Here is a 15,966-nt window from a genome sequence, read left to right on the forward strand (position 1 = left end):
GCCAGGAGTCTGCCTTTCTTCAAAAAGAAGTGATCAAAAATTGATCAGGCCTCATTATTATTCGCCGACGCTGATCTTCAGGCCAGCAGCGATTGCAAAGGGTGTCAGGGTTATCGCCAGGGCGGTCAGGCTACCAAGCCACAACAGATAACCGGTCGCCGGCATGCCCTGCAAGGCCGCCTGCAAGGCGCCACTGCCGAGAATCAACACCGGGATGTACAGCGGCAGAATCAGCAGTGCCAGCAACAGACCACCGCGCTTCAATCCCACCGTCAAGGCTGCGCCCACTGCACCGAGCAGGCTCAGCACTGGTGTACCGAGCAACAGGGAAAGCAGCAACACTGGCAGACAAACGGTTGGCAAACCGAGCATCAACGCCAGTAAAGGTGCGAGCAAAACCAGTGCCAGGCCGGAAAACGACCAGTGTGCCAGCACCTTGGCCAAAACCAGAAGAGGCAGGGGGTGCGGCGAAAGGACCCACTGCTCAAGGGATCCATCTTCGAAATCACTGCGGAAAAGCCCGTCCAGCGAGAGCAGAACCGATAAAAGGGCCGCCACCCAGACCAGTCCCGGAGACAAGGTTTGCAACAATTGAGACTCGGGGCCGACCGCCAACGGGAACAGGGACACCACAATCGCAAAGAACACGAGCGGATTGGCCAACTCCGCAGGGCGGCGGAACAACAAACGGGCCTCACGGGCGACCAACAGGCCGAAAACACTCATATGGCCCAGTTCCCCAGATCAATGTCGCGATAGCCGGCCGGCATCCGGGTCAGCGTGTGGTGAGTGGTCAACACCACCATACCGCCCCGTTCGCAGTGTGCGGCCAGGTGCTCTTCGAGTTGCGCTACGCCTTGTTTGTCGAGCGCGGTGAACGGTTCGTCGAGAATCCACAGCGGCGGGCTGTCCAGATACAAGCGCGCCAATGCCACACGGCGTTGTTGCCCGGCAGACAGGGTGTGGCAGGGAACATCCTCGAAACCACTCAGTCCGACCGCCGCCAGCGCCTGCCAGATGGCTTCATGGGAGGCTGGTTGATGCAGGGCGCAAAGCCAGCTCAAGTTCTCTTCCGGCGTCAGCAGGTCCTTGATGCCGGCGGCATGGCCGATCCACAACAGGTTGCGCGCCAGTTCGCTGCGTTGCTCGCTCAGCGGCTGGCCGTTGAGCAGCACTTGACCGGCGGTTGGTTGCATCAGACCGCACAGCAAGCGTAAAAGGCTGGTCTTGCCGCTGCCGTTGGGGCCGCTGATTTGTACCATTTCGCCACTAGCCAGTCTCAATTCGAGATTTTCGAAGAGCAGCCGAAGGTCTCGCTCACAGGCAAGGGCAACGGTTTGCAGGACAGGACTGGTCAAGGGTTCACGGGCCTTATACGGTTCAAGTCGGCTCTGGCGCGGCCGTTAAAGAGAGGCAGCATAGATGCAATGACGCATTGTTCTAGAGAGCTGCGTCAAACAATTGCAATGTTTTCGCCACTCTCGCAAGTCGGGCGGCATTATACATGTCATGCCCTACTCTCAAGCGTGCATTTTCCCAAGGTTGTGACCGCGTATGACAGGCGAAATGAACATCCTCCCGCTACCACAGACCAACCCGGCGACGACACGTCCACTGGTGGTCAGTGGCGAGTTGATCAAGCTGCTGACGCCGATGGAGGGCCTGATCACCGCCGGTCAGACCGCCAACGCCGAAGTGCTGTCACTCAAGCAGGCAGATCAGACGTTTCAATTGCTGCTCAAGGTCACCCTCGACAGCGGCCGTCAGACCACGGTCCAGGCCACCAGCAACCAGCCGTTGGCTCAAGGCACCAGCCTGGTGGTCACTCAGCCCTCGGCCAGCAATCTGGCGGTCACCGTGCAACAGGCCATCGCCTCCAGCGTCGCCACCCTCACCCGCATCGACACGGCACAACTGCCCGTCGGCACCTTGCTGCAGGGCAAAGTGCTGACCTCGCAAGTCATGCCGCAGGTTCCGGGCCAGCCGACGGTGTTTCGTTCGATAGTCAGCCTGCTCAACACCGCGTTGAGTGGCAGCACGCTGAGCATCGACAGCCCGACACCCCTGCGCATCGGCACGTTATTGAGCGCCTTGGTGCAGGACACGCAGACGCTGAAATTCGTGCCATTGAGTAATCGCCAGGAGCAACTGGCAGTCACCCAACAACTGGTCAGCCAGCAAAGCCGCCAAGGCTCGCTGGATGGCCTGATCAGCGTCCTGCAAAACCTGCCGCAGTCCGATCAGACGTCCAGCGACCTGCGCGCTGCCGTAGACAAATTGCTCGCCGGCCTGCCCGATGTTCAGCAGCTGAGTTCACCCAAAGGTCTGGCCCAGGCGCTGGCCAATAGCGGGCTGTTCCTCGAAGCGAAACTGCTGACCGGGCAAAACCCGACGCTGGCGCCGGACATGAAAGGCGATTTGCTCAAGCTGATCGCCCAACTGACACCGCAGCTGCCGGCCAATACCACCCTCGGTGCAATCATCGCCGCCAACACCCTCGCCCAGACATTGCCGAGTTTCGTGCGCAGCGCCCTCGGCATGCTCGGCCAGGTCAGCGCCAAACCGCCGCCGACCAGTTTCCCGATCCCAGAGCGTCTGTTGCAGAGCATGGACGGTGAAGGTGATCTGGAGCACTTGTTGCGACTGGCAGCGGCAGCGGTTTCGCGCCTGCAAAGCCATCAGTTGTCGAGCCTGGAACAAACCGGCGTCACTGACGATGGTCGCCTGCTCAGCACCTGGCAGCTGGAAATCCCGATGCGCAACGCGCAGGACATCGTGCCATTGCAGGTCAAGTTCCAGCGTGAAGAAGCGCCCGAGAAAGAACAACCGCACGAACGCCGCGACGAACGCGAGCCCAAGCAACCCCTGTGGCGAGTGGATCTGGCGTTCGACATCGAGCCGTTAGGCCCGCTGCAGGTTCAGGCGCAGCTGATCAAAGGCAGCCTTTCCAGCCAACTCTGGGCCGAACGCCCGTACACCGCCCACCTGATCGAAAGCAATCTGGCCGGGCTACGCGAACGCTTGTTGGCCTCAGGCCTCAACGTCGGCGATCTCGATTGCCACCTCGGCACACCGCCGCAAGGCCCGCAAACCCGCCTCGAACAACGCTGGGTCGACGAAACCGCATGAGAAACCCCAATCCTCCACGCCAGGCCATCGCCCTCAAATACGACGGCACCCACGCTCCCACCCTCACGGCCAAGGGCGATGAAGAGCTGGCGGAAGAAATTCTGAGGATTGCCCGCGATTACGAAGTACCCATCTACGAAAACGCCGAGCTGGTGAAGCTGCTGGCGAGGATGGAATTGGGGGAGAGTATTCCGGAAGCGTTGTATCGCACGATTGCCGAGATTATTGCGTTTGCGTGGCAACTGAAGGGCAAGTTTCCGGCGGGGCATGATCCGCATGCGGCGATGGTAGAGAAGGACGTCACCGAACGTGGTAACGACTACTGACATCTTCCATCCGCGCCCCCACCTGGTCGGCGCCCCGTTCTACGATAACCGACTGTCGCAACTGTCAGATCTGACAGTCGCCGATTCCCTTCCTGAAGAGTACTGATGCAGTTGATCGACGCCGATCAGCATTTCTCACGACCTCTCAGGAAAAACGCAATGACCCGTAAGGCTGATCAGATTCAAAGGAGTGATCCCGACAAGAGGGCTGTTGGGCTGCTTGTCATGGGCGCACGTGGATGCCGTCAGGTGATCGGCACTTTCCGCCCTCAACATTGGAGACTGGTGGCCCTCGACGCCGTGACACTGAAGTCGATTGAGGCCAATTGGCAGTACGAAGGGGACAGTCAATCTGAGTCGGGAACTGCATTCTTCGATACTCGCCACCGTGAACGCCTGATCGTGAGTACCGGAAAACAACGCATCACGCTCAATCCAGCCAATATCATCGGTAACTTCCCCGCCGTGTGTGCCCTGCGTAACGATGGCAAGCTGCATGCCTGGGGCTGGGCTGAAAATGGAGGCGAGCTTCCGGAGAACGTCAGGGCACTTAAAGATGTCGTCGAGATAGCTTCCTCAATGGCCGCCTTTGCGGTGAGACGTGCAAGCGGTCACGTCTTGGCGTGGGGAAGTGCGGATAACCCGAGCTCGAGTGTCCCTGCGAAGATTTCAGCCATGAACGATATTGTGGCGATCTACGGCGGTGCTTATGTGTTTGTTGCACGTCGATCCAACGGCCAGATTGTGGCGTGGGGACTGGAGGAAGCGGGTGGTCGGTTACCTGATGAAATCGCTGAGCTGAACGATATCGTCGACGCCATGGGCTCACAGTTTGCTTTCGCAGCGCTGCGCAGTTCTGGCCAGGTCGTCGCGTGGGGAGACTCTCGCAATGGCGGAGAATTACCCGAAGCAATCGGCGCGCTGAAGGATGTCGTGCAATTAGCGAGCAGCGGAGATGTTCTCGCAATACGTCGTGCCAATGGGCAAATCGATGTCTGGGGAAATCCGGCGTTTACCCACATACCGCCAGAGATTGCCAACCTGCGCGACATCGTCGACCTGGTGGGCAAAAGCAGCGCTTTTGCGGCCCGTCGAGCCAATGGACAGGTGGTGGGCTGGGGCTTTCAGCAAAGTGACACGCCGCCAGAAGAAATTGCCGACCTCACCGACATCGTCCATGTGACCTGCACATCCGACGCCTTCATCGCCCTGCGTTCCACGGGCCAAGTGGTTGCTTGGGGGCAGGGCCAGGTAGCCTTGGTGTCTGATGCAATCACACGGTTGTCGGATATCGTGGCCATCAGCACCAATCATGAAGCGGCCGTCGCGTTGCGCAGCAACGGCGAAGCCATTGCCTGGGGAGACCCGGAAACAGGGGGTGATAGCAGCAGTGTTGCTCCCCTGCTCACCCATGTGCGGGCGGTTTATGCTGGAACCTTCACATTCACCGCACTCAGGGAAGACGGCAGAGTCGTGGCATGGGGGGACGCTCACAAAGGAGGGACCGGCGAGCAAAAAGCACTCGACCGCTTGATTTCCTACGCCGAGAAGCCAGTACCTTAATCGAGTCCGGTTCACGGGAACCCCGGTTGAAGCACAAAACCGCAATCTGCGACGGCTCCTAAAGGTATATACAAACCCATGTAGGAGCTGCCGCAGGCTGCGATCTTTTGATCTTTATCAGCTCTTATGAAGCTTGCTCATCAACTCCGCCTCAGCCTGGGTCAACCCGCAAGACTGAGTCAGTTCGTCGACGCTGGCACCCATCCCCACCAATCGTGCCGCCTGGGCAAATGACAGGCTTGACGGATCGCGCTGTTCCAGCTGAGCCAGCTTGTCTGGCAACGGCCCGACCACTGCACGCAGTTCGTGCAGGTCTTCACCCATGCGTACGTTGCCGTTCTGGTAGTTATCGACGTGCCTGGCCAGCTCCTTGATGCGCTGATCACGCAACGCATCGCTGTTTGCCTGTTGCGCGGCGTTCTGCCGTTGGCCGCGAATGTACGCCAGAAACATCGCCAGCGTGCCTGCCCAAAACAGGAACAGGACAATGACCGCCACCTCAAGAATCAATCAGATGCTCTCCAGGTCCGACCATTCTTCTTCGCTCATCATCTTGTCCAGCTCGACCAGGATCAGCAATTCATTGTTCTTGTTGCACACGCCTTGAATGAACTTGGCGGACTCTTCATTGCCCACGTTCGGCGCGGTTTCGATTTCCGACTGACGCAGGTAAACCACTTCGGCCACGCTGTCGACCATGATCCCGACAACCTGTTTGTCGGCTTCGATGATGACGATACGGGTGTTGTCGCTGATCTCGGCATTCATCAGGCCGAAACGCTGGCGGGTGTCGATCACGGTGACCACGTTACCGCGCAGGTTGATGATGCCCAGCACGTAGCTCGGGGCACCCGGGACCGGGGCGATTTCGGTGTAACGCAGGACTTCCTGAACGCGCATCACGTTGATGCCGTAGGTTTCATTGTCCAGTTTGAAGGTTACCCATTGCAGGATCGGATCTTCGGAACCCTTTGCAGACGACGCCTTATCATTCATACCCTGACCCTCGAAAAACCGCCCTAGCGGTGTGTGTTCTGTGCAATGGCAATCAACTTGCCCTGCGTGTTTTTATGTCGGTTTGTGAGTCGGCTTGCTGCCGCTCAAGTCCATGTGCTTCGCCCCGCCACTGGCGATCAATTCGGCCAATTCGGCAACGTCGAGCAATGCACACATGTGTTCAATCACCGTGCCTGCCAGCCATGGTCGTTGACCACGGTGGCTGCGCCATTTGATTTCGTTCGGGTCCAGGCGCAACGAGCGGCTGACCTGATGCACCGCCAGCCCCCACTCGTAGCCCTGAACCGAAATAACGTATTGCAGGCCCTGACGGAAATCTTCGCGATAGCGATCGGGCATGACCCAACGCGCGGTATCCAGAACTTTCAGGTTGCCGGCCTGACTCGGCAGGATCCCGAGAAACCATTCCGGCTGCCCGAACAGCGGCGTCAGTTCGTGACCGGCCAGGGAATAAATCGAGCCCAGGCACACCAGCGGCACGGCAAGGGTCAAACCGGCCACATCGAACAACAGGCATTCGAACGGCTCGGCAGCCCATGCCGGGCGACCGTCGGTTTCCACCGGTGGCGGCGTATTGCTGGGTGGCAGATGAACTTCGACGACGGGCGGCACCAGGGTTTGCAGCAACGGAGCAATGGTCGATACCGGCGCAACGACCGGTGTTGGAGCTTCGATCAGTGCAATCGGGGCTTTGGCAACCGGTGCCGGCACCGGGGCCGCAACCACAGCCGGTTTGTGTGCATCGCGAGCCTGCTCTTCGAGCACCGCCGCCTGGAACTCGTCCAGCGCAGCTTCAACCTCGACAGCCTCTGGAAGTGCTTCGACTTCCAGTGGCAACTCTTCGGTCGCGTCTTGCAGCAAGGCGTCCAAATAAGACTGGAGGGCCAGTTGCGGACGCGAAGTGATCTTCACCGGCCGATTCATGCGCGCCCCTTTGTAGGAGCGAGGCTTGCCCGCGAAGAACGATTATGCGGTTTAACTGCCAAGGCTGCGGCGTCTGCTTCGCGGGCAAGCCTCGCTCCTACAGATAATGAATTCATGTCAGGCCACCTGCGGAACGAGCTGCTGAGCAAGCAAATGCTTGAGCAGTGCGCGGTAAGCGAGAACACCACGGCTCTTGCCGTCGAATTGCGAAGGCGTGAGCCCTGCCCGGCTGGCGTCACGCAAGCGGGTATCGACCGGGATGTAGCCCTGCCAGATGTCTTCCGGGTACATGTCACGCAAGACGCGTAGCGTCCCCAGGGATGCTTGCGTGCGACGGTCGAACAGGGTCGGCACGATACTGAAGGGCAGCGCCTGTTTGCGTGAGCGATTGATCATCGCCAGCGTATTGACCATCCGTTCCAGGCCTTTGACTGCCAGGTGTTCGGTCTGCACCGGGATCACCAATTGCTGGCTCGCCGCCAAGGCATTGACCATCAGCACGCCGAGCAACGGTGGGCTGTCGATAACGGCGTAATCGAAGTCCTGCCACAATTGCGCCAGGCTCTTGGCAATCACCAGGCCCAAACCGCTTTGGCCTGGCGACTGGCGTTCAAGGGTCGCCAGCGCGGTGCTCGACGGCAACAACGAAATACTGTCGTGACTGGTGGGCAACAACAACTGACCCGGCAAACCTTGCGGCACGCTGCCCTTGTGCAGAAACAGGTCGTAGCTGCTGTGTTCCAGGCTGTCGGGGTCGTAGCCGAAGTAGCTGGTCATGGAGCCGTGGGGGTCGAGATCGACTATGACCACGCGCTTGCCCGCCTCGGCCAGTAAACCGGCTAAAGCGATAGAGGAAGTGGTTTTACCGACACCACCCTTTTGATTGGCGACTGCCCAGACTCTCATTCAGATTGGTCCTCCCGGTCGAAATGGTCGACCGAGAAATAGCTCAGCGTTTTAATACGGGTGACGGAGAATTGACGGCACTCTCTCGTCCCGGCGACTTGACCGGGGTCGGTGCAGTTTGTGTGCCAGCACGCTTTAATGCCGCATCCGGTTTCGCATTCGCGGTGCCAGTACCGGTGAGGCTGCGACGGACATCCAGATTTCGTGACACCACCAGCACGACGCGACGGTTGCGCGCCCGGCCTTCGGCGGTGGCGTTGTTGGCCACAGGCTGGAATTCACCGTAACCCACCGACGCCAGACGACCCGGGTTCACACCCTGCATCGCCAGCATGCGCACGATACTGGCCGAACGGGCCGACGACAGCTCCCAGTTGGTGGGGTATTGCGAGGTCCGGATCGGTTGGTCGTCGGTGAAACCTTCGACGTGAATCGGGTTGTCGAACGGCTTCAGAATCCCGGCGACCTTGTCGATGATGTTGAACGCGATGTCGCTGGGCATGGCGTCACCGCTGCCGAACAACAGGCTGGAATTGAGTTCGATCTCGACCCACAGTTCGTTACCGCGCACCGTCATCTGGTTGGAGCTGATCAAGTCGCCGAACGCCGCGCTGATGTCATCGGCGATGCTTTTGAGCGGGTCATTGGCGGCCTGGGCGATGCCGGCATCGATCTGCTCGCTGTCCTTGACCAACGGCTTGGCCGGGGTCACGGTTTTCGGACGCTCGTCACCAATCGGGATCGGCTTGAGCGCATGGTCGGAGTCGGTAAAGACCCCGATCAATGCTTCCGAGATAACTTTGTACTTGCCTTCGTTGATCGAAGAGATCGAGTACATCACCACGAAAAAAGCGAACAGCAAGGTGATGAAGTCGGCGTAGGACACCAGCCAGCGCTCGTGGTTGACGTGTTCTTCAGGTTGACGACGGCGAGCCATAATCCATTACCCCCATCAATCCATGAAGCCCTGAAGCTTCAACTCAATAGAGCGAGGGTTTTCACCTTCGGCGATCGACAGGATGCCTTCAAGCAACATTTCGCGATAACGCGACTGGCGCAACGCTATGGACTTGAGTTTGGCGGCAATCGGCAGCAGCACCAGGTTGGCGCTGGCCACGCCGTAGATGGTGGCGACGAAGGCGACAGCGATGCCGTTGCCCAGTTGCGATGGATCACCCAGGTTGCCCATGACATGGATCAGGCCCATCACCGCACCGATAATACCGATGGTCGGCGCGTAGCCGCCCATGCTTTCGAAGACTTTGGCAGCTTCGATGTCGCGGCTTTCCTGAGTGTAGAAATCCACTTCCAGAATGCTGCGAATCGCTTCCGGCTCAGCCCCGTCCACCAGCAGTTGCAAGCCTTTGCGCGAGTAGCTGTCGGGTTCGGTATCGGCCATCCCTTCCAGGCCGAGCAAACCTTCCTTGCGCGCCGTCAGACTCCAGTTCACGACACGATCGATACCACCGGCCAGATCCACGCGAGGCGGAAACAGGATCCAGGCCAGTATCTGCATGGCGCGTTTGAAAGCGCTCATCGGTGATTGCAGCAGCGCTGCACCGATGGTCCCGCCAAGCACGATCAACGCCGCCGGGCCGTTGGCCAGCGCGCCGAGGTGCCCGCCCTCAAGGTAGTTGCCGCCAATAATGGCGACGAACGCCATGATGATCCCGATAAGGCTTAGAACATCCATCAGACACATGCCTCGACCAAGTGCTTGCCAATGTCGTCAAGGCTGTACACCGCATCGGCGAGTTCAGCTTTGACGATCGCCATCGGCATGCCGTAGATCACGCAACTGGCTTCGTCCTGAGCCCAGATCGAACTGCCGCCCTGCTTGAGCATACGCGCGCCTTCGCGACCGTCGGCGCCCATGCCGGTCAGCACCACCGCCAGAACTTTGTCACCGTAGGACTTGGCCGCCGAACCGAAGGTTATGTCCACGCACGGTTTGTAATTCAGGCGCTCGTCGCCCGGGAGGATTTTCACCGCACCACGGCCGTCGATCATCATTTGCTTGCCACCGGGTGCCAACAACGCCAGGCCCGGACGCAGGATGTCACCATCCTCGGCTTCCTTGACACTGATACGGCACAGCTTGTCCAGACGTTCGGCGAACGCCTTGGTGAAGGCGGCCGGCATGTGCTGGACCAATACGATCGGCGCCGGGAAATTGGCCGGCAACTGGGTCAGTACCCGCTGCAGCGCCACCGGGCCGCCGGTGGAGGTGCCAATGGCAACCAATTTGTAGGCTTTGCGTTTCGGCGCTGGCGACAACGGACCGGTTGATCCAGATGCGTGCGTACGCACAGGGATCGGTACCGGTGCCGGACGCGCCGGTACGCTGCGGCCATAACTGCTGACGCTCGAAGGCGTCGGTGTCGGTGTAGCGACGGGAGCCGGAGCGCTGTAGGTGCTGGCACGACGGTTACTGCGCGAGATGCTGAGAATCTTCTCGCACAGCAGTTGTTTGACCTTCTCGGGATTGCGCGAGATGTCTTCGAAATTTTTCGGCAGAAAATCCACCGCGCCAGCGTCCAGTGCGTCCAGAGTGACCCGGGCGCCTTCGTGCGTCAGCGAGGAAAACATCAATACGGGTGTCGGGCAGCGCTGCATGATGTGCCGCACTGCCGTGATGCCATCCATCATCGGCATCTCGTAGTCCATGGTGATCACATCGGGCTTGAGCGCCAGTGCCTGATCGATCGCCTCTTTTCCGTTGGTCGCCGTGCCGACGACCTGGATATTCGGATCCGCTGAAAGAATTTCCGAGACGCGGCGGCGGAAAAACCCCGAATCGTCCACCACCAGGACCTTGACTGCCATAAACACTCCGTTAGACGGAGCGAGGCTCAGTCGCCCCGCCCCACCAGAATCAAATACGCCGTGCGGCGTAACGCTTGAGCATGCTCGGAACATCGAGAATCAGAGCAATGCGGCCGTCACCGGTAATGGTGGCGCCGGACATGCCCGGAGTTCCCTGAAGCATTTTGCCCAATGGCTTGATGACCACTTCTTCCTGGCCCACCAACTGATCGACAACAAAGCCGATTCGCTGGGTGCCCACCGAAAGGATCACCACATGGCCTTCGCGCTGCTCTTCGTGAGCGGCGGAGCTGACCAGCCAGCGCTTGAGGTAAAACAGAGGCAGCGCCTTGTCCCGCACGATCACCACTTCCTGGCCGTCCACCACGTTGGTGCGCGACAGGTCGAGGTGGAAAATCTCGTTGACGTTTACCAGCGGGAACGCAAACGCCTGGTTGCCGAGCATGACCATCAGCGTCGGCATGATCGCCAGGGTCAACGGGACCTTGATGACGATCTTCGAGCCCTGCCCCTTGGCCGAGAAGATATTGATCGAACCGTTGAGCTGGGAAATCTTGGTTTTCACCACGTCCATGCCGACGCCACGGCCCGACACGTCGGAGATCTCGGTCTTGGTCGAGAACCCTGGCGCGAAAATCAGGTTGTAGCACTCGGTATCGCTCAAGCGATCGGCCGCGTCCTTGTCCATCACTCCGCGTTTTACCGCGATGGAACGCAAGACGTTCGGGTCCATGCCTTTGCCGTCATCGGAGATCGACAGCAGGATGTGGTCGCCTTCCTGCTCCGCCGCAAGGATCACCTTGCCACCGCGGGACTTGCCCGAGGCTTCGCGTTCTTCCGGCGACTCGATGCCGTGGTCGACCGCGTTGCGCACCAAGTGGACCAGTGGATCGGCCAGCGCCTCGACAAGGTTTTTGTCGAGGTCGGTTTCTTCGCCGACCAGTTCCAGGTTGATCTCTTTCTTGAGCTGGCGAGCCAGGTCGCGAACCAGACGCGGGAAGCGTCCGAAGACCTTCTTGATCGGTTGCATCCGGGTCTTCATGACCGCGGTTTGCAGGTCAGCCGTGACCACGTCGAGGTTCGACACGGCCTTGGACATGGCCTCATCGGCGCTGTTGGCGCCCAGGCGAACCAGACGGTTTCGCACCAGTACCAATTCGCCGACCATGTTCATGATTTCGTCGAGACGCGCCGTATCGACCCGAACCGTGGTCTCGGCTTCGCTGGCCGGCTTTTCGGCGGGCGGCGCGGACGCTGCACGGGCCGGAGCCGCTGCAGCAGGTTTCGCTGTTTCGGCTTGAGGCTCGGGCGCCTTGGCCACCGGTTTCGGTGCAGCCTTGGCAACAGAAGCCGGCACTGAAGCAACAACGGAGGCAGTCGCCGAAGCGGTACCGACTTCAGTGAACTTGCCTTTGCCATGCAATTCGTCGAGCAACGATTCGAACTCGTGATCGGAGATCAGATCGCCGCCCGCAGCGGCTGCGGCTGGCGCTGCCGGGGTCGGCACCGCGGCAATGGCCGACTCCAGCGCGTCGACTGCAAAGTTGCCCTTGCCGTGCAACTGGTCGAGCAGTGCCTCGAATTCGTCGTCGGTAATCTCGGAGCTGTCACCTGCCGCTTTCGGAGCCGCCGCGGGTGCGGCAGGTGCGGCTATCGCATCGACGGCGAACTGGCCTTTGCCGTGCAATTGATCGAGCAACGACTCGAACTCGGCATCGGTAATTTCGTCGCTGGCTGCTGCAGTGCCGGCAGGCAGCGAAGCAGGCTGCGCACCCACCACGGGAGCTTCGGCTTGTGCCTTGACGGCATTCAGCGAGTCCAACAGTTGTTCGAATTCGTTATCGGTGATGTCGCCCGACTCGCTTTCAGCGACAGGCGCTTGGAGCACCTCGGCAACCGGGGCCGACTCATCAGCGGTTTGCGGCTCGGCCAGACGGGCCAGAGCAGCAAGCAATTCAGGCGTTGCAGCCGTGATCGGGCTGCGTTCGCGGACTTCGGTAAACATGCTGTTCACCGCGTCCAGCGCTTCGAGAACCACGTCCATCAGTTCCGAGTCGACGCGACGCTCACCCTTGCGCAGGATGTCAAACACGTTCTCGGCGATGTGACAGCACTCCACCAGCTCGTTGAGCTGGAGGAAGCCGGCGCCCCCTTTTACAGTGTGAAAACCGCGAAAAATTGCATTGAGCAAGTCCGCATCATCAGGTCGACTTTCAAGCTCGACCAGCTGTTCGGACAGTTGCTCTAGAATCTCGCCGGCCTCAACCAGAAAATCCTGAAGGATCTCTTCATCGGCGCCGAAGCTCATGTATGGGGTGCTCCTAACAGGTCTAAAAACCTAAAATCCAAGACTGGATAGCAAATCGTCCACATCGTCCTGACCGGACACAACGTCTTCTCTTTTATCGGCATGAATCTGCGGACCTTCACCCTGAGAGAGATGTTTTTGTGGATCTTTTTCTGCAAGTATCGCTTCACGGTCATGTTCGATGCCCGCAAAGCGATCTACCTGACTGGCCATAAGCACGAGCTTGAGCAGGTTGCTTTCAACTTCGGTGACCAATTGGGTCACACGCTTGATCACCTGCCCGGTGAGGTCCTGGTAATCCTGGGCGAGCAGAATGTCGTTGAGGTTGCTCGACACAACGCGATTGTCTTCACGGCTGCGCGTCAGGAAACCGTCGACGCGCCGGGCCAGTTCGCGGAACTCTTGCGCCCCGACTTCGCGACGCATGAACCGCCCCCAGTCCGTGCTCAAGGCCTGGGCTTCTTCGCTCAGGCTGTTGACCAGCGGCGTAGAGTTTTCCACCAGATCCATGGTGCGGTTGGCCGCTGCCTCGGTCAGCTTGACCACGTAGCCCAGACGCTCCGTGGCATCGGTGATCTGCGAGACTTCCTCGGCTTGCGGCATGATCGGGTCAATCTGGAAATTGACGATCGCGCTATGCAGCTCCCGGGTGAGCTTGCCCACTTCCTGATACAGGCCGCGGTCACGGGTCTGATTGAGCTCATGGATCAATTGCACAGCGTCGCCGAATCTGCCTTTTTCAAGGCTCTCGACCAATTCGACCGCGTGTTTTTTCAGGGTCGATTCAAAATCGCCCTGTGAAAATTCTTTATGCTCCATAGCTCCCCCGTGGCGCAGTCCATCAACCGATGCGTTCGAAAATCTTCTCGATTTTTTCTTTCAACGCCTGGGCCGTGAAGGGTTTGACCACATAGCCGTTAACGCCGGCCTGGGCCGCTTCGATGATCTGCTCGCGCTTGGCTTCAGCGGTGACCATCAGCACCGGCAGGTGCTTGAGCTTTTCATCGGCGCGCACGTGACGCAGCAGATCGATACCGGTCATGCCAGGCATGTTCCAGTCCGTTACCAGAAAGTCGATGCTCCCGCTGTTGAGAACCGGAATGGCAGTGGTGCCATCGTCGGCCTCGACCGTGTTGGTGAACCCAAGGTCACGCAACAGGTTTTTTATGATCCGCCGCATCGTTGAGAAGTCATCAACGATGAGGATTTTCATGTTCTTGTCCAATTCGACCTCCAAGCAGTCTTAAACGCGCCCAGCACCTGGACGCGCCATTTCAATCAATCTGGCAAAGCACTCAATGACTGTCTGGAGCACAACAGATCGAGACCGGCGCAGTTCAACACCACACCAGCCACGTTCGCAGCGTCCCCACACTGCCTTCAGCGCGCTCGCCACTCCCCCAAACGCCCCCGCAAGCGGGCCGCGCACTGGCTATGTAACTGGCTGACCCGCGATTCACTGACCCCCAGGACCTCACCGATTTCCTTCAGGTTCAGCTCTTCGTCGTAGTACAGCGCCAACACCAGTCGCTCACGCTCCGGCAAATTGGCAATCGCGTCCGCCAGCGCCGCCTGGAAGCGTTCATCTTCCAGATCGCGTGACGGCTCGAGATGAGCACTTGCGCCATCCTCGTGCAGCCCTTCGTGTTCGCCGTCCTGCAACAGATCATCGAAACTGAATAAGCGGCTACCCAGGGTGTCGTTCAAAATCCCGTAATAATCGTCGAGACTCAATTGGAGTTCGGCCGCAACCTCGTGATCTTTAGCGTCACGACCGGTTTTAGCTTCAATCGAGCGAATTGCGTCGCTGACCATCCGGGTATTGCGGTGGACCGAACGTGGCGCCCAGTCCCCCTTGCGGACTTCATCGAGCATTGCGCCGCGGATTCGAATGCCCGCGTACGTCTCGAAACTCGCGCCTTTGCTGGCGTCGTATTTGTTCGATACTTCCAGCAGACCGATCATCCCGGCCTGGATCAGGTCTTCGACCTGGACACTGGCCGGCAGACGGGCCAACAAGTGGTAAGCAATGCGTTTAACCAGTGGCGCGTAACGCTCGATCAGCTCGTACTGCGCGTCACGTGCCGACTTCTTGTAGAAGTTGTAGCCACTGGCTGTCATAGAACCGGTCCTGCCGTTTGTTGCACGAGGCGCTCGACGAAAAACTCCAGGTGCCCACGGGGGTTGGCAGGCAGCGGCCAGGTATCGACCTTCTGCGCAATGGCCTTGAACGCCAGAGAGCACTTGGAACGCGGGAACGCTTCATAGACCGCACGTTGCTTCTGTACGGCCTTGCGCACGCTTTCGTCGTATGGCACCGCACCGACGTATTGTAAGGCGACGTCGAGGAAGCGATCCGTGACCTTGGTCAACTTGGCGAACAGGTTGCGACCTTCCTGCGGGCTCTGGGCCATGTTGGCCAGGACGCGAAAGCGGTTCATGCCGTAATCGCGGTTAAGCAATTTGATCAGTGCGTAAGCGTCCGTGATCGAGGTCGGTTCATCGCACACCACCAGCAGGACTTCCTGCGCGGCGCGGACGAAACTGACCACCGATTCACCAATGCCCGCGGCGGTGTCGATCACCAATACGTCGAGGTTGTCGCCGATATCGCTGAACGCCTGGATCAGGCCGGCGTGTTGAGCCGGGCTCAGATGAACCATGCTCTGGGTGCCGGACGCGGCCGGGACGATGCGGATGCCGCCAGGGCCCTGCAACAGAACGTCGCGCAGCTCACATCGGCCTTCGATCACGTCGGCCAGGGTGCGTTTGGGTGTCAGTCCCAGCAGGACGTCGACGTTCGCCAAACCCAGGTCGGCGTCCAACAGCATGACGCGACGGCCGAGTTCAGCCAGGGCCAGTGACAAATTCACTGACACGTTAGTCTTGCCGACGCCACCTTTGCCGCCGGTCACCGCGATCACCTGTACGGGATGCATGCTGCCCATGTTATTTCTTTACCTTGTC

General features: G+C 59.4%; 17 protein-coding genes. 3 read left to right on the forward strand and 14 right to left on the reverse strand.

What is annotated here, in order from left to right:
• Positions 1-57: 57 nt before the first annotated feature.
• Positions 58-726: a heme exporter protein CcmB gene (ccmB, locus tag ACM6IR_RS01580; protein WP_414906070.1), complete on the reverse strand. Its 669-nt coding sequence runs from the start codon at positions 724-726 to the stop codon at positions 58-60.
• Positions 723-1,358 (reverse strand): cytochrome c biogenesis heme-transporting ATPase CcmA, encoded by a 636-nt coding sequence (gene ccmA, locus ACM6IR_RS01585; protein WP_414906071.1) that lies wholly within the window; start codon positions 1,356-1,358, stop codon positions 723-725. Before ccmA ends, ccmB begins: the two co-directional genes overlap by 4 nt.
• 196 nt (positions 1,359-1,554) lie before the next feature.
• Between ccmA and ACM6IR_RS01590 the strand changes: the two genes are divergently transcribed.
• The 3 genes from ACM6IR_RS01590 (at position 1,555) to ACM6IR_RS01600 (ending at position 5,018) form a co-directional block, all read left to right on the forward strand.
• Complete coding sequence (locus ACM6IR_RS01590) at positions 1,555-3,129, forward strand: flagellar hook-length control protein FliK (protein WP_414906072.1); 1,575 nt, start codon at positions 1,555-1,557, stop codon at positions 3,127-3,129.
• On the forward strand, positions 3,126-3,455 hold the full coding sequence (locus ACM6IR_RS01595) for an EscU/YscU/HrcU family type III secretion system export apparatus switch protein (protein WP_414906073.1): 330 nt from the start codon (positions 3,126-3,128) through the stop codon (positions 3,453-3,455). The genes ACM6IR_RS01590 and ACM6IR_RS01595 overlap by 4 nt, the downstream gene beginning before the upstream one ends.
• Before the next feature lie 105 nt (positions 3,456-3,560).
• Positions 3,561-5,018, forward strand: coding sequence for a hypothetical protein (locus ACM6IR_RS01600; RefSeq protein WP_414906074.1), 1,458 nt, complete (start codon positions 3,561-3,563; stop codon positions 5,016-5,018).
• A gap of 117 nt (positions 5,019-5,135) precedes the next feature.
• Here the strand turns inward: ACM6IR_RS01600 and ACM6IR_RS01605 are convergent, their stop codons facing one another.
• From ACM6IR_RS01605 to fleN, 12 genes are all read right to left on the reverse strand, one after another.
• Positions 5,136-5,528, reverse strand: a complete 393-nt coding sequence (locus ACM6IR_RS01605) for a DUF2802 domain-containing protein (RefSeq protein WP_414906075.1) — start codon at positions 5,526-5,528, stop codon at positions 5,136-5,138.
• Positions 5,529-6,014, reverse strand: a complete 486-nt coding sequence (locus ACM6IR_RS01610) for a chemotaxis protein CheW (protein ID WP_322221603.1) — start codon at positions 6,012-6,014, stop codon at positions 5,529-5,531. It abuts the gene before it with no gap.
• Positions 6,015-6,086: 72 nt separating this feature from the next.
• Positions 6,087-6,959: a CheW domain-containing protein gene (locus ACM6IR_RS01615; protein ID WP_414906076.1), complete on the reverse strand. Its 873-nt coding sequence runs from the start codon at positions 6,957-6,959 to the stop codon at positions 6,087-6,089.
• 117 nt (positions 6,960-7,076) lie between these two features.
• Positions 7,077-7,865 (reverse strand): ParA family protein, encoded by a 789-nt coding sequence (locus tag ACM6IR_RS01620; protein WP_414906077.1) that lies wholly within the window; start codon positions 7,863-7,865, stop codon positions 7,077-7,079.
• A 43-nt stretch (positions 7,866-7,908) separates the two neighbouring features.
• Positions 7,909-8,802: a flagellar motor protein MotD gene (gene motD / locus ACM6IR_RS01625; RefSeq protein ID WP_414906078.1), complete on the reverse strand. Its 894-nt coding sequence runs from the start codon at positions 8,800-8,802 to the stop codon at positions 7,909-7,911.
• Positions 8,803-8,817: 15 nt separating this feature from the next.
• Positions 8,818-9,558 (reverse strand): flagellar motor protein, encoded by a 741-nt coding sequence (locus tag ACM6IR_RS01630; RefSeq protein WP_414906079.1) that lies wholly within the window; start codon positions 9,556-9,558, stop codon positions 8,818-8,820.
• The gene (locus ACM6IR_RS01635) at positions 9,558-10,691 is read right to left on the reverse strand and encodes a protein-glutamate methylesterase/protein-glutamine glutaminase (protein ID WP_414906080.1); all 1,134 of its coding nucleotides are present in this window, start codon (positions 10,689-10,691) and stop codon (positions 9,558-9,560) included. Before ACM6IR_RS01635 ends, ACM6IR_RS01630 begins: the two co-directional genes overlap by 1 nt.
• A gap of 49 nt (positions 10,692-10,740) precedes the next feature.
• Positions 10,741-12,999 (reverse strand): chemotaxis protein CheA, encoded by a 2,259-nt coding sequence (locus ACM6IR_RS01640; protein WP_414906081.1) that lies wholly within the window; start codon positions 12,997-12,999, stop codon positions 10,741-10,743.
• A gap of 30 nt (positions 13,000-13,029) precedes the next feature.
• Complete coding sequence (locus ACM6IR_RS01645) at positions 13,030-13,818, reverse strand: protein phosphatase CheZ (protein ID WP_414906082.1); 789 nt, start codon at positions 13,816-13,818, stop codon at positions 13,030-13,032.
• 22 nt (positions 13,819-13,840) lie between these two features.
• On the reverse strand, positions 13,841-14,212 hold the full coding sequence (locus ACM6IR_RS01650; protein WP_003183998.1) for a chemotaxis response regulator CheY: 372 nt from the start codon (positions 14,210-14,212) through the stop codon (positions 13,841-13,843).
• Between the two features lie 167 nt (positions 14,213-14,379).
• Entirely contained in the window at positions 14,380-15,120 is a 741-nt protein-coding gene (gene fliA, locus ACM6IR_RS01655) for an RNA polymerase sigma factor FliA (RefSeq protein ID WP_414906083.1), read from the reverse strand.
• On the reverse strand, positions 15,117-15,947 hold the full coding sequence (gene fleN, locus ACM6IR_RS01660) for a flagellar synthesis regulator FleN (protein ID WP_007975361.1): 831 nt from the start codon (positions 15,945-15,947) through the stop codon (positions 15,117-15,119). Before fleN ends, fliA begins: the two co-directional genes overlap by 4 nt.
• Positions 15,948-15,966 lie beyond the last annotated feature (19 nt).

This window comes from Pseudomonas sp. IT-P253 (assembly GCF_949768125.1).
Taxonomy (GTDB): domain Bacteria; phylum Pseudomonadota; class Gammaproteobacteria; order Pseudomonadales; family Pseudomonadaceae; genus Aquipseudomonas.

Excerpts from the sequence above, each read along its gene's own strand:
- fliA (WP_414906083.1), bottom strand. The coding sequence starts at position 15,120 with ATGACAGCCAGTGGCTACAACTTCTACAAGAAGTCGGCACGTGACGCG.
- ccmB (WP_414906070.1), bottom strand. The coding sequence starts at position 726 with ATGAGTGTTTTCGGCCTGTTGGTCGCCCGTGAGGCCCGTTTGTTGTTC.
- ACM6IR_RS01615 (WP_414906076.1), bottom strand. The coding sequence starts at position 6,959 with ATGAATCGGCCGGTGAAGATCACTTCGCGTCCGCAACTGGCCCTCCAG.
- ACM6IR_RS01645 (WP_414906082.1), bottom strand. The coding sequence starts at position 13,818 with ATGGAGCATAAAGAATTTTCACAGGGCGATTTTGAATCGACCCTGAAA.
- ACM6IR_RS01590 (WP_414906072.1), top strand. The coding sequence starts at position 1,555 with ATGACAGGCGAAATGAACATCCTCCCGCTACCACAGACCAACCCGGCG.
- motD (WP_414906078.1), bottom strand. The coding sequence starts at position 8,802 with ATGGCTCGCCGTCGTCAACCTGAAGAACACGTCAACCACGAGCGCTGG.
- ACM6IR_RS01640 (WP_414906081.1), bottom strand. The coding sequence starts at position 12,999 with ATGAGCTTCGGCGCCGATGAAGAGATCCTTCAGGATTTTCTGGTTGAG.
- ACM6IR_RS01600 (WP_414906074.1), top strand. The coding sequence starts at position 3,561 with ATGCAGTTGATCGACGCCGATCAGCATTTCTCACGACCTCTCAGGAAA.
- ACM6IR_RS01610 (WP_322221603.1), bottom strand. The coding sequence starts at position 6,014 with ATGAATGATAAGGCGTCGTCTGCAAAGGGTTCCGAAGATCCGATCCTG.
- ACM6IR_RS01635 (WP_414906080.1), bottom strand. The coding sequence starts at position 10,691 with ATGGCAGTCAAGGTCCTGGTGGTGGACGATTCGGGGTTTTTCCGCCGC.
- ACM6IR_RS01620 (WP_414906077.1), bottom strand. The coding sequence starts at position 7,865 with ATGAGAGTCTGGGCAGTCGCCAATCAAAAGGGTGGTGTCGGTAAAACC.
- ACM6IR_RS01650 (WP_003183998.1), bottom strand. The coding sequence starts at position 14,212 with ATGAAAATCCTCATCGTTGATGACTTCTCAACGATGCGGCGGATCATA.
- fleN (WP_007975361.1), bottom strand. The coding sequence starts at position 15,947 with ATGGGCAGCATGCATCCCGTACAGGTGATCGCGGTGACCGGCGGCAAA.
- ACM6IR_RS01630 (WP_414906079.1), bottom strand. The coding sequence starts at position 9,558 with ATGGATGTTCTAAGCCTTATCGGGATCATCATGGCGTTCGTCGCCATT.
- ACM6IR_RS01595 (WP_414906073.1), top strand. The coding sequence starts at position 3,126 with ATGAGAAACCCCAATCCTCCACGCCAGGCCATCGCCCTCAAATACGAC.